Raw genomic sequence first — 12,778 nt, 5'->3', positions numbered from 1 at the left:
CGGGATCGGGCACCCGGATCAGGCACCCGGATCAGGCACCGGGTCCCGGCCGCCGGGCGGCGGCCAGGGTCGCCGGCGCGTAGCCGAACTCGGCCGGGACCTCCACCCCGAGGGCCCGGGCGAGCGGCACCATCACGGCCAGGTGGTGGACGGCGTGGTGGGCGACGAACACCAGCTCACGCCCCACCGTGGACGGCGTCCGCGCGATCGACCCGTCCGGCGCCACGACGCTCACCACCTCGACCGGGCGGCCGAGGGCGCCCGGCGCGACGGTCCGGACGAGCTTCCGCACATGCGCCAGCCGGGCCAGCGCCACCCCGCGGTCCGTCTCGACCGGTCCGCCGCGCGTGCGCCGGTCGTAGTCGACGGTGCCACTGCCGGCCCCCGCGAGGATGGCCGTGTAGTGGTCCACGCAGTGCCGCACATGACCGGCGATGGGACTCGCCCCGCGCGGACGGTGCACGTACTGGTCGTCGGTGAGTATGCGGACCAACTCGCCGACCTGGCCCAGTTGTCCGGCGGCGCATGCGGTGACCGTGGTGGCGGTGGTGGGATCGTCCAATGGTCGTGATCGCCTTTCTCGCGGTGCTCCCCGGCTCGCTCCCCTCGTTCCGTCCACGGTAGCGGCCGGTGCCGGACGGCAGGGCGGCTTCGCGCGTTCCCGCCGGCCGGGGCACCGGCCCGGGAGTGATGTGTCAGCCGAACCGCACGCTGTTGGGACGGAACACGCCCCAGGACTTTCCCGTGCCCTTCGGCAGGGACTCGCCCTGGCCGCCGCACGCCAGGCCCTCGTACACCTTGGCGTCCGTGTCGGTGTAGTTGCCTGCGCTGACCGCTTCCTTGGTGAAGCCGATGCACGGCCCGGTCGGGGGGTTGACGAACACGCTGTTGATGCCGTCCGCACCGGCGTACTCGAACTTGCCGACCGCCGCGTGCGCGTCCACGGACACCCCGCCCACCAGCGCGAGCGCGGCACAGGCGGCCAGCGCCGCCCTGGCCGCGTTTCTCAGTACGGTCATGAGGGACCTCCTTGCCCCGCGGCCCTGCCGGGCGTCGCACGGCACCGGGCCTCGACGCCAGGGTCGTGCCCCTTCGGAGGCGGGTGAAGGGCCGTGACGTGCGACCACCCGATCGGGTGAGCGTCACCCCGGTGAAGGACGGGACACCGTACGCGTGGTGGCGGCCACGCGCACGGCGCCCCGGGCTCAGCGAGCGGTGACCGGACGGGCCCGTACCGCTGCCGGAACCAGCAGCCGTTCGGCGAGATGGCCGAAGAACAGGCCGAAGGACCCCCAAAGGGCGGCCTGTACGGCGAGCGCGGCGAGCCGGAACCGCCACAGGACACCGGCGGGGAAGTCCTTGGGCAGCTCGTTGACCGAGGGCAGGAAGGCGTACGCCAGCCCGACCGCGACCAGCAGCGCGGCCGCGGCGGCCACCGTGGCGTACCAGTTGCCCAGCCGGGGGGCCAGCCTCCGGCCGAGGACGACCGCCCCGACGCTCAGCAGCACGCTGAGCGCGATCATCAGGAAGTACAGCGCGGTGCGCCGGTCCAGGCTGTCCGGATCCCCCACCGAGGGCGGGTTCGCCGGGTACTTGAGGAACGGGATGACGTAGACGGCCAGCAGGGCGCCCACGGCCACCAGCAGGGCCGTGGCCCGCGGCCCGAACCGGCCCACGCGGCCCAGCGCCACGCAGAACGCCAGCGCGGCGATGCCGCCGAGCGCCACGCCGTAGACCAGGATCCCGGTGGCGAGGCCCGCGGTGGACTGGAGGGAGCGGCTGACGAGTTCCTCGCCGCCGTGCTCATGGCTGTGGGCCTCTTCGAACGCGATGGCCGCGTCCACGTGGGGCTCGCCCAGGGCGTAGGCCACGACCAGGGCGAGCAGCCCCGCGCCGAGCCCGGCGAGCATCCCGCGGACGAGCAGCGCCCGTACGGAGACGGGGTTCACGGTGCGTGCCTCCCCGCCGGTCAGTGGCACGGGAAGCCGAGCAGATGGCGTCCGTCGTGGACCCACTCGTGCACGTCCTCGCCGGCGATGAGCGACGTGGCGCCCTGCTCGGCACCGACGAAGTAGAGCAGGACCAGCATGAGAAGGCCGACGAAGACCGCCCACGGGGCGATGGCCTTCAGGGATATCGGCGCTACCGCGGGTGCGGCGGACGGGCCGGGTGCGGTGGCGGTGGATGACGGCATGGCAGAACCTCCTGGGGAGTGTCGCGTCCCGTTCCTCGGGTTTCGGACGACGAAGGGCGGGTCTGACTCCCCGGGGCGTTCACAGGAACGCCGGCGGAACACAGTGGCGCGACCGTGCCGGATTTCCACCGGCTTCCGTCACCCCGTCGTCATGTCCACGCGACCGTACCGTTTGAGCCACTCCCGCGCCATGGACGAGGGGAGGCGCACCCGCGCTCCGCCGGGCGTGAAACCCCTGGCCGTGCCGGGTGTGTGAGGGTGAAGTCACGGAAAGGGCGGGTGTGATGACGGTCAGGGTGATCTTGGTCTCGCCGGCGATGAGTCCGGCGCTGCGGGCGGCGCGGTTCGACGACGACATGCCGGATGAGGCCGCATTGCGGGAGGTTCGCTCCGTAGCGGCGAGTCTGCCCGCATCGGCTGGTTTTCGCCGGGTGTACACCGCTCCGGAGAGGCGGTGCCGTGCGACGGCCGACGCGCTGGGAGTGCACTCCGTGCCAGCCCCGGAGTTGCGCGACCCGGACGTGGGCGGGTGGCGGGGACGGACGCTGGAGGAGGTCGCGACAGCCGATCCGGCGGGGGTCGCGGCATGGCTGGGGGACCCCGACGCGGTGCCGCACGGCGGCGAATCGGTGCGCGCTCTGCTCACCCGTACCGGGAACTGGCTCGCGTCACAGGCGGAGGAGGGCGGCCGGGTGCTCGTCGTCGCCGGACCGGCGGTGATCCGCGCCGCCGTCGTCCAGGCGCTGGATCTTCCGGCGGCGGTCTTCTGGCGGCTGGACGTACCGCCGTTGTCCCGCACGGACCTCACCGGGCGGGCGGGGCGGTGGAACTGGCGCTGCGGCGGACCGCTGTCGCGCTGACGCGACCGGAGGGCGCCCGGGATCTCCATGGATTTCCCGAAGTTCCCGGTTCGGTCCGGACGTTCTCCGGTGGGTGCTGACGGTCGCGGAAAGTCGGCGGAGGGTCACGGAAATTGGCAGAAAGCCGCGGTTGATGGCACTGAGTGCCACTGTCACAGTCATGGTGCGGCCCGGTGGTGCGTCGACGCGCGCCGCCGGCCACCCGTGACGCGCACCGCCCCGCCGGAGCGGGCCCGGGAGCGGCGCGGGCCGCACGCGATAGCTCGACAGCACTGCGGCAGGGGCCCGGAGCACGGACCGCGCCCCCGCCGGTGATCGGACGCATCTTCGAGGCGACACCAGGAGACGGTCATGGTTGAGGCAGGGACGGCGGCAGCGGGGGAGTTGGCGCGGCGGTGGGCGACGGATGCGCGGTGGAGGGGGATCGAGCGGACGTACTCCGCGGAGGATGTGGTGCGGTTGAGTGGGAGTGTGCGTGAGGAGCACACTCTTGCGCGGCGTGGTGCGGAGCGGTTGTGGCGGCAGCTGCACGAGCGGGACTACATCCACGCGTTGGGTGCGCTGACCGGCGGGCAGGCCGTGCAGCAGGTCAAGGCCGGACTCGAAGCCATCTATCTGTCCGGCTGGCAGGTGGCGGCGGACGCGAACCAGGCCGGGCACACCTACCCCGACCAGAGCCTGTATCCCGCGAACTCGGTGCCGGCCGTGGTGCGGCGGATCAACAACGCGCTGCTGCGCGCCGACCAGATCACCACCGCCGAGGGCGACAACACCCTGGACTGGCTGGTTCCGATCGTCGCGGACGCCGAGGCCGGGTTCGGCGGGCCGCTGAACGCGTTCGAGCTGACGAAGGCGATGATCGCCGCGGGGGCGGCCGGTATCCACTACGAAGACCAGCTCGCCTCCGAGAAGAAATGCGGCCACCTCGGCGGCAAGGTCCTCGTCCCCACCGGCCAGCACATCCGCACCCTCAACGCCGCCCGCCTCGCCGCCGACATCGCCGATGTCCCCACCCTGATCGTCGCCCGCACCGACGCCCTCGCGGCCACCCTCCTCACCAGCGACATCGACGAACGCGACGCCCCCCACTGCACCGGCGAACGCACCCCGGAGGGTTTCTACCGCGTCCGCAACGGCATGGCCCCTGTCATCGCCCGAGGCCTCGCCTACGCCCCCTACGCCGACCTTCTGTGGGTCGAGACCGGCACCCCCGACCTCGCCCAGGCCAAGGAGTTCGCCGAGGCGATCCACGCCGAGCACCCCGACAAGATGCTCGCCTACAACTGCTCCCCCTCCTTCAACTGGAAAGCCGCCCTCAGCGACCAGGAGATCGCCGAGTTCCAGCGCGAACTCGGCGCGATGGGCTACCGCTTCCAGTTCATCACCCTGGCCGGATTCCACTCCCTCAACCACGCCATGTTCACCCTCGCCCGCGACTACGCCACCCACGGCATGACCGCCTACGTCGACCTCCAGGAGAAGGAGTTCGCCGCCCAGCAACATGGCTTCACCGCCGTCAAACACCAGCGCGAAGTCGGCACCGGCTACTTCGACCTCGTCACCACCGCACTCAACCCCACCTCCACCACCACCGCCCTCACCGGCTCCACCGAAGAAGAACAGTTCCACTAACCCCTGGACGGGCAGCAGTTCCGGCAGGAACCGTTCCGAGCGGAACGGCTCCCGCCGGAGCGGTTTCCCCGTGAGACCTCCAGGGCAGTTCCCCTGCGGGCGGCTCGCCCGCGGACCATCCGTCGCGGACCGGGCCGCCCTCGGGCGGCCTCGCGGCGGGCCCGAGGGGGAAGCCATCGGTCCCTCCCCGAAGGCACCCCCCTCTCTTCCCCAGGGCCCCGTCGCCCCCTTTCACCCCACCGCCACCACTGTTCCGCGCCACACCGGCCAACCGGGCCCCGCACACCACCCCCAGGAGATCGCCATGGCATCCCCCGCCCTCTCCAGTCCCCGCCGCGCTCGCGCGCTCAGCGTCCTCGGCGACCGCACCGCCCGGTTCGACGGCATCCTGACCCCCGCCGCCCTCGACTTCGTCGCCCGCCTCGACGAGGCCTTCGCCGCCCGCCGTTCCGCTCTTCTCGCCGAGCGCCGCCACCGGGCCGCCCTGCTGGTCCGCGGCGGCGCCCTCGACTTCGTCCCGGCCACCACGGCCGTCCGCGCCGACCGCTCGTGGCGCGTCGCACCGCCCGCGCCCGGGCTCACCGATCGCCGGACCGAGCTCACGGGACCGCCCGACCGGCTCACGGCGAACGAGGCCCTCGCCTCCGGCGCCCGGGTCTGGACGGCGGACTTCGCCGACGCCACCGCCCCCACCTGGCAGAACGTCATCGACGGGCACCGGACGCTGCTGACGTTCACCGAAGAGCTCGCCGGGCCCGGCGGCTCCACCGCCCCCACGCTCGTCGTACGCCCCCGGGGCTGGCACCTCACCGAGAAGCACCTGCTCATCGACGGCCGGGCCGTGCCCGCCTCGCTGGTGGACTTCGGGCTCTACTTCTTCCACTGCGCCCGGCGGCAGACCGACGCGGGACGCGGCCCGTACTTCTCGCTGCCCCACCTGGAGAACCACCTCGAAGCGCGGCTGTGGAACGACGTGTTCGTCCTCGCCCAGGACCTCCTCGGCATCCCGCGCGGCACGGTCCGCGCCACCGTCACCGTCGAAACGGTCACCGCCGCCTTCGAGATGGAGGAGATCCTGCACGAACTCCGGGAGCATGCCGCCGGACTCACCGCCGATCACCGCGGCTATCTGTGCAGCGTGGTCAAGACCTTCCCGCACCGGCGCGACCACGTCCTGCCCGACCGGGCGAAGATCACCGTGACGGCGCCCTTCCTCCGCGCGTACACCGAACTCCTCGTCCGCACCTGCCACCGGCGGGGCGCTCACGCGATCGGCGGCACGGCCTTCCACGTGCCCGGCCACGACCCCCAGGCGGACGAGGCGGCACTCGCCCGGATCCGGCTCGACGCCGAACGGGAGGCCGAGGACGGCTTCGACGGCACCCGGGCCGCCCACCCCGGGCTCGTCCCCGTCTGCCGCACGGTCTTCGACGCCGTCCTGGGCGACCGCCCGCACCAGCTCGAACGCACCCGGGAGGACGTCCACGTCACCGCCCCCGACCTGCTCGCCGTCCACCGCACCAGCGGCCGCCCCACCGAACAGGGCGTTCGCGCCGGCATCGCCACCGCTCTGCGCTGCCTGGACTCCTGGCTGCGCGGCAGCGGGCGCGTCGTCCACCATGGGCGGCTGGAGGATGCCGCCACCTCCGAACTCGCCCGTTGCCAGCTGTGGCAGTGGCTCCACCACGGGGTGGTGCGGCGGGCCGCGGTGCTGCGTCTGCTCGACGAGGAGAGTGCGGCTCTGGCCGCGGAGCATCCGCATGCGCGGTGGGCGGACGCGCGGGATGTCCTTGTCCGGGCGGCCCTTCAGGAGGAGCTGTCGGCGTTCTTCGTTACGGACGCGTACGCGAGGTATCTGGTGCGGCGGGGGTGACGGGCGGGGGGAATGCCCCTGGCCCTCCCTTTCGCCGTTTCCGCGGGGAGGGCCCCGCACCCCCGGTGAGCGCGCCTGCGGCGCGCGTCCTCAATCGCCGGACGGGCTTGAGTGCCGGGCGCTGCCCTGGACCCCGTGAAAGCGGCTGCGCCGCTTGTCCTCAATCGCCGGACGGGCTGAAGTGCCGCACCGCGGCGGTATCGCCGGACGGGCTGATGGTGCTACACCTTCGCCACCAGGAACGTCGTGGCGAAGACGGGGCCGGGCGCGAGCGCGGCGACCTGGCGCAGTGTGGCGGTGTTGGCCTCGCGCGTGAGGTACATGCTGACTCCGGTCGACGCGACGACCGCGGGCTTTCGCGGATCGACCCCCGCGGCCGTCAGCCGCTCCCACCACGAGTCGTCGGCCTCGAAGTCGACGAAATGGTCGGGGCACGCGCCGATCCGCCGGTCGTACCGGGCGCGGTCGGAGCACCGCGCCCGCAGGGAGCGCTAGCGGCCCCGGCAGTTCAGCCGCGGGCACACGCACGCGACCTCGCCGCAGACATGGTGCCGGAGCGGGTCGCGCCGTGGTGCCACGCCGTTCCGGAGGCCGGTCGCGTACGGGGCGGGGGGTTCCGTGTACGGGGAGCTGGTCTTGCAGTCGGGGCAGGCCCAGCGGCCGAAGATGCCCCTGACCGCCCTGCCGCAACCGGTGCACTCGTGTTCGGTGATCTCGGGCAGCATCGTCGGCCCTCCGCTCGGGGAGTTCGGGCTCACGCAACGGTACCGGGCGGGGCCATGTATCGGCCCCCGGCGTCCGTCCGACGGGGAGTGTCAGCCGTCGTCCTCCGGCAGCCGCGCGGCGATCAGGCAGATGTCGTCCCTGCCGACGGCGGCCGCCTCCGAGAGGAGGGCGTCGCAGAAGTCGTCCAGGGAGGCGCGGGCGAGCCCGGAGGCCGCGTGGGCCAGCCGGGCGAGGCCGTGGTCGATGTCCTCGTCGGGGCGTTCGACCAGGCCGTCGGTGTAGAGGAGGAGCGTGCCGCCCAGGGGCAGCGGTTCGACGGCGCTGACCCGCCACTCGTCGGGGATGGGCAGGCCCAGCAGCGGGGAGGTGGCGGCGTCCAGGAAGTGGGTGCCGCCGTCCCGGTCCACCACGAGCGGCGGGGGGTGGCCCGCGACGGAGTAGTGGGCCTGCCGGCCGCCGTCCGGCGCGTGCTCGATCCGGACGAGGGCGCAGGTGGCGGTGGACTCGTCCGGGTCGAGGACCTGGGTGGCCCGGTCCAGCCGGCGGATGATGTCGCCCGGCGGCTCCTCGCGGTCGGCCGTCAGGCTCCGCAGCATATTGCGCATCCGGCTCATGGTCACGGCGGCCTCGATGTCGTGCCCGGCGACGTCACCGATGACCAGGACCGGAGCGCCGTCCCCCAGGACGAAGGAGTCGTACCAGTCGCCGCCGACGTCCGCGGCGGCCGGGCTGGGCAGGTAGCGGGCCGTGATCACCAGGTCGTCGTAGCGCGGCGGCTCGGTGAGCAGGCTGTGCTGGAGGGCCAGGGCGACGCGCTGGGTGCGCTGGAACTCGATGATGTTGCGCAGCGGATCGTGGGCCTGTTCGAGGAGTTCGCGGAGCAGGGCCTCGTCCGTCGGGCCCATCGGGTCGCGGTCGCCGCAGGAGAAGGCGTCCACGATGGCGGCGAGCGTGCCGTCGATGACCACCGGGACGACGACCATGCTGTGCGCCCTCACGTTCCGCAGCCACTCGACGCTGTCCGGCGGGGCGGTGCCCGGGGGAATGCGCTCGGGAGAGAACGAGGCGTGGATCACCCGCCGTTCGCGCACCGCCCGGGCGAACGCGCTGTCCGCGGCGATGTGTTCCTCGCCCAGCCGGGCCGGGTGGGCCGGCAGCCCGGCCCGGGTGCGGGCGGCGATGCGCTCGACGACGAGCGGGGTGCCGGCCGTCAACTGGTCGGTGGGGTCGCGGAAGAGGTAGATGCCGCACTTGTCGGCGAGGGCCGGGACGATGACGTCCCCGAGCGCGGCGAAGGCGGCGCGCGGTTTGGTGGACTCCGCGAGCACGGCGGCCCCCCGGGCCAGGACGTCCTTGCGGCGCTCCTCCCGCCACCGGTCCTCGATGTCGGTGCAGGTGCCCACCCACTCCACGACCCGGCCGTCCTCGCGCACGGGCACCGCCCGCACATCGAAGTGGCGGTACGAACCGTCCACCGTCCGCAGCCGGTACACGTACCGGAACTCGTCCGGCACCTCCCGCAGCGCCTGCTGCCAGGCGGCCTCCATCGGCGCACGGTCCTCCGGGTGCAGGACGTCGAGCCAGCCGTCGCCGCGGAACTGCTCCCACGTCTGGCCGGTCACCCGCTCCCAGCCGGGGCTCGGCTCGATCGTGCCGCCCTTGGCCGCCGTCACCCACACCATCTGCGTCCCGGCGGCCACCAGGTTCTCGAACCGGCGCAGGGCCCGCAGCCGCTCCTCCGACAGTGTGCGCACCCGCTCGGCCGCCGCGACCCGGTCGGTCACCTCCGTCGCCACCACCAGCACCCCGCGCTCCTCCCCGGAGCCGCCGACGGCCGAGAGGCTGAACGTGAAATAGCGGGTGTCGCCGTCCGGCGGCGGGCGGAGCCGGGCCGGGGCGGTGGTCAGCGAGACGGGCGCGCCCGTGTGCCGCACCTCGTCGAACAGCGCGAGGTCACCGCGCTGCCGCAGATCGGCGAAGGCCTCGGTGACCGGCACCCCGAGCGACCGGTCGCCGAAGAGCTCGCGGTAGCAGGCGTTCGTGTAGACCAGCAGGTGCCGGGGGCCCCGGGTGACCGCCATGGCGACCGGCGCCGGGTCGAACATCCGCCAGTCGTGGGGCAGGGGCGGCGCCGCGGCGCTGTCCTGGCCTGTCATGGTCGGTCCTCCCGTCGTCCGGTGGCCCGGCGCCCGCGCCGGCCCCCCGCGCATGACATCACCGGCCGGCCCGCCCGCGGCGGAGGCGGGCCGGTACGCGGCCGCCGCACCACTCAGCCGAGCGGCTGCTCGGCCCAGATGACCTTGCCCTCGGGTGTGTACCGGGTGCCCCAGCGCTCGGCCAGCTGCGCCACCAGGAACAGGCCCCGGCCGCCCTCGTCCTCGGCCGCCGCGTAGCGCAGGTGCGGCGAGGTGCTGCTGGTGTCGGAGACCTCGCAGATCAGCGTGCGGTCGCGGAGCAGGCGCACCCGGATCGGGCCGGAGGCGTGCCGGATGGCGTTGGTGATCAGCTCGCTGAGGACCAGCTCGGTGGTGAACACGGCCTCCTCCAGGCCCCACTCCGCCAGCTGCCGGGTGACGTCGGCCCGGGCGCGGCCCACCACCGCCGGGTCGGAGGGCAGCTCCCACTCGGCGATCCGGTCCCGCTCCAGGATGCGGGTACGGGCCACGAGCAGGGCGATGTCGTCGCTCTGCCGGGCCGGCAGCAGCGCGTCGAGCAGCGCCTCGCAGGTCTCCTGCGGGGTCCGGCCGGGCTGCTCCGCCAGTGTGTCGCGGAGGATGGCCAGGCCCGCGTCGATGTCCCGCTGGCGGTCCTCGACCAGCCCGTCCGTGTAGAGCACCAGGTTGCTGCCCTCCGGCAGCCGCAGCTCCGCGGCCTCGAAGGGCAGGCCGCCCAGGCCCAGCGGCGGCCCGGCCGGCAGCTCAGGGAAGTCCACGGCGCCCTCGGGGGAGACCAGGGCCGGCAGCGGATGCCCGGCCCGGGCCAGCGAACAGATGCCGGAGATCGGGTCGTAGACCGCGTACAGACAGGTGGCGCCCGCGATGGAGGGCTCGTCGGCGTCGCCGGCCGCCTCCTGGTCGATGCGGGCGACCAGTTCGTCGAGGTGCCCGAGGAGCTCGTCCGGCGGCGGGTCGAGGGCGGAGAAGTTCAGCACGGCGGTGCGCAGCCGCCCCATGGTGGCGGCGGCGTGCAGCCCGTGCCCGACCACGTCGCCGACCACCAGGGCGACCCGCGCTCCCGGCAGCGGGATGACGTCGAACCAGTCGCCGCCCACCCCGGCCTGCGCCGGCAGGTAACGGAAGGCGACGTCGAGCGCCGTCTGTTCGGGCAGGCCGCGCGGCAGCAGGCTGTGCTGCAGGGCGACGGCCATGTCGTGCTCGCGGGTGTAGCGGCGGGCGTTGTCGATGCAGACCGCGGCGCGCGCCGCCAGCTCCTCGGCGAGCGACAGGTCCTCGTCCTCGAACGGTTCGCTGTCGCGGGTGCGCCAGAAGTTGGCGATGCCCAGCAGGACGCCGCGCGCCTTCAGCGGCACGGTGATCAGCGACCGGAAGCCGTAGTCGAGGACGGCCTGGGTGCGGTCCATGTCCTGCGTCCGCCAGCCGGCGGAGGTCGCCAGATCGGTGACGAGGACCGGGTGACCGCTCACGAAGCCCGTGGCCTGCGGCGTCGGGCCGGCGAAGGTGACGAGGTCGCCCGCCGGGTACAGCGGATGGTCGTCCCGCGGCCCGGTGAGCGCCACCCGGCGCAGCTCGGCGGTGTCGCCGCCCATCACCATCCGCGGCTCCTCGCCGTGCAGGACGGGCTCGGCGAGGTCGACGGTCGCGTAGTCGGCGAACCGGGGCGACGCCACCTGGGTGAGCTCCTCGGCCGTGCGCCGCACGTCGAGCGTGGTGCCGACGGCCACGCTCGCGTCGTACAGCAGCCGCAGCCGGCCGCGGGCCGTCTCGGCCCGGCCGGCGAGCGCCCGGAGCTCGGTGGAGTCCCGCAGGGTGGCGACGCTGCCCGGCGGGCCGCCGCCGCGGTCGGTCGGCCGGTTGTTGACCGCCAGCAGCCGGTCCCCGACGGGCAGCACCTCGTCGGTGACGACGCGGCGGGAGGCCAGCAGCTCGGCCGTCCGGGGGTCCAGGCCGAGGTCGGTGACGTGCCGGCCCTCCACGTCGGGGGGCAGGTCCAGGAGCCGGCGGGCCTCGTCGTTGAGGAGCAGCAGCCGGCCGTCGCCGCCGACGATGACCACGCCCTCGCGGACCGCGTGCAGCACCGCGTCGTGGTGCTCGTACATCCGGGCCATCTCGGCCGGGCCCAGTCCATGGGTCTGCCGCCGCAGCCGCCGGCTGACCAGCGCCGTCCCGCCCGTCGCCAGGATCAGCGCCACCGCGCCGGCCCCCAGGACGAACGGCAGCTGCCGGTCGAACGCGCTGCTCACCGCGGTGACCTTGATCCCCGAGGAGACGGCGCCGATGATCCGGCCCCGGTCGTCGCGGACCGGCACGACCGCCTGCACCTCCTCGCCGAGGGGGCCGTGCACGCTCTCGACGGTGACCTTCCCGTCCTTCAGCGACGGATCGACGGTGCCGACGAAGTGCTTCCCGATGCGGGAGGGGTCGGGGTGGGTGTAGCGGATGCCGTCGCGGTCGGTGACCACGACGAAGTCGACGCCGCCGCGCCGCCGGGCGTCCTCGGTCAGGGGCTGGAGGGCGGAGGACGGGTCGGGACCGGCCATGGCGGCCGGCAGGCCGGGGGCGTGCGCGAACGCCTCCGCGGCGGCGAGCGATCGGTCGCGCGCCGCCTGGAACCTGTCGGTCCGCGCCTGGAAGAGCAGCGTGCCGACGGCCGCCACGACGAGCAGCAGCACAATGAGCACCTGCAGCACGAACATCTGACCGGCGACGCTGCGGGTGCTCGCCACCGGCCACCGGCGCGCCGACGCCCCGCGCGGCCGCCGGCGCCACTGCCGCCGCTCGCGCCGTTCACCCACGTGCCGGCCGGCGGACCAGCGGCCCGAGGGCCTCCAGGAGCGGCCCCGGATTCGGGCCATGCTCCATGTCTACCCCGCCGCCCCGCCCGGCGCGAACGATAGCCGCCGCGCGGGGGGCGCCCCGTCGTGCGCTCACCAGTCCTCGTCGGCCAGACCGGCGTCCCGGTCCTCGTCGGTGACCACCTGGTTCAGGGCGTCCTCCTTCATCTGCTCGATCTCGTCCGCCACGTCGCGTTCCGACAAGGTCATCTGCCGGCTCCTCATTCGGCTCGGGGGAGAGCGGTCGGCTGCGCTGTACCGCACGCAGTCCCATCCCATACGCAGGCGGGGCGCGGCGCAGCCTTCCGCCCCTCGTACGGGTGACGTCCGGGAGAACGTGCCCGTCCGAGGGGCGGAGGGCCACATCCGCCGTCGTCAGGTCTGGGGGCGCCGGCCGTGGTTGGCCGCGTGGTTGCGGCGGGCCTTCTTCTTGCGGCGTCGCTTCGAGGACATGGGGCCTCCTCGGGTGGGTCGGGTGTGCG

General features: G+C 73.9%; 10 protein-coding genes, 1 pseudogene and 1 riboswitch. Of the genes and pseudogenes, 3 read left to right on the top strand and 8 right to left on the bottom strand.

The window, feature by feature from the left end:
* Positions 1 to 31: 31 nt before the first annotated feature.
* The 4 genes from HN013_RS05665 to HN013_RS05650 form a co-directional block, all read right to left on the bottom strand.
* Positions 32 to 562 (bottom strand): DinB family protein, encoded by a 531-nt coding sequence (locus HN013_RS05665; RefSeq protein ID WP_171163598.1) that lies wholly within the window; start codon positions 560 to 562, stop codon positions 32 to 34.
* Between the two features lie 133 nt (positions 563 to 695).
* Positions 696 to 1,019 carry a hypothetical protein gene (locus HN013_RS05660; RefSeq protein ID WP_171163597.1) on the bottom strand — a complete coding sequence of 108 codons (324 nt, stop codon included), beginning with the start codon at positions 1,017 to 1,019 and terminating at the stop codon, positions 696 to 698.
* Positions 1,020 to 1,205: 186 nt separating this feature from the next.
* Positions 1,206 to 1,949, bottom strand: coding sequence for a CbtA family protein (locus HN013_RS05655; RefSeq protein ID WP_171163595.1), 744 nt, complete (start codon positions 1,947 to 1,949; stop codon positions 1,206 to 1,208).
* 20 nt (positions 1,950 to 1,969) lie between these two features.
* Positions 1,970 to 2,194 carry a CbtB-domain containing protein gene (locus HN013_RS05650; protein WP_171163593.1) on the bottom strand — a complete coding sequence of 75 codons (225 nt, stop codon included), beginning with the start codon at positions 2,192 to 2,194 and terminating at the stop codon, positions 1,970 to 1,972.
* Positions 2,195 to 2,231: 37 nt separating this feature from the next.
* Positions 2,232 to 2,382: riboswitch (cobalamin riboswitch) on the bottom strand.
* Between the two features lie 96 nt (positions 2,383 to 2,478).
* On the opposite strand from HN013_RS05650, the gene HN013_RS05645 reads away from it, so the two are divergent.
* The 3 genes from HN013_RS05645 to HN013_RS05635 all read left to right on the top strand — a co-directional run bounded on the left by HN013_RS05645 (position 2,479) and on the right by HN013_RS05635 (position 6,559).
* Positions 2,479 to 3,054, top strand: a complete 576-nt coding sequence (locus HN013_RS05645) for a histidine phosphatase family protein (protein WP_171163591.1) — start codon at positions 2,479 to 2,481, stop codon at positions 3,052 to 3,054.
* A 351-nt stretch (positions 3,055 to 3,405) separates the two neighbouring features.
* Positions 3,406 to 4,686 carry an isocitrate lyase gene (gene aceA, locus HN013_RS05640; protein ID WP_171163589.1) on the top strand — a complete coding sequence of 427 codons (1,281 nt, stop codon included), beginning with the start codon at positions 3,406 to 3,408 and terminating at the stop codon, positions 4,684 to 4,686.
* A gap of 304 nt (positions 4,687 to 4,990) precedes the next feature.
* Positions 4,991 to 6,559 carry a malate synthase gene (locus tag HN013_RS05635; protein ID WP_171163587.1) on the top strand — a complete coding sequence of 523 codons (1,569 nt, stop codon included), beginning with the start codon at positions 4,991 to 4,993 and terminating at the stop codon, positions 6,557 to 6,559.
* 236 nt (positions 6,560 to 6,795) lie between these two features.
* On the opposite strand, the pseudogene HN013_RS05630 reads toward HN013_RS05635, so the two are convergent.
* The 4 genes and pseudogenes from HN013_RS05630 to HN013_RS05615 all read right to left on the bottom strand — a co-directional run.
* Positions 6,796 to 6,978, bottom strand: a pseudogene (locus HN013_RS05630) (class I SAM-dependent methyltransferase); the annotation flags it as partial.
* Positions 6,979 to 7,050: 72 nt separating this feature from the next.
* On the bottom strand, positions 7,051 to 7,284 hold the full coding sequence (locus HN013_RS05625) for a hypothetical protein (protein WP_212763989.1): 234 nt from the start codon (positions 7,282 to 7,284) through the stop codon (positions 7,051 to 7,053).
* Positions 7,285 to 7,374: 90 nt separating this feature from the next.
* Entirely contained in the window at positions 7,375 to 9,441 is a 2,067-nt protein-coding gene (locus HN013_RS05620; protein ID WP_249374749.1) for a SpoIIE family protein phosphatase, read from the bottom strand.
* A 113-nt stretch (positions 9,442 to 9,554) separates the two neighbouring features.
* Positions 9,555 to 12,317, bottom strand: a complete 2,763-nt coding sequence (locus tag HN013_RS05615) for a SpoIIE family protein phosphatase (RefSeq protein WP_398978506.1) — start codon at positions 12,315 to 12,317, stop codon at positions 9,555 to 9,557.
* Positions 12,318 to 12,778: the final 461 nt, after the last annotated feature.

It is taken from the genome of Streptomyces sp. I05A-00742 (genome assembly GCF_013055795.1).
Lineage (GTDB): Bacteria > Actinomycetota > Actinomycetes > Streptomycetales > Streptomycetaceae > Streptomyces.
This window is presented reverse-complemented; position numbering and strand designations above follow the sequence as displayed.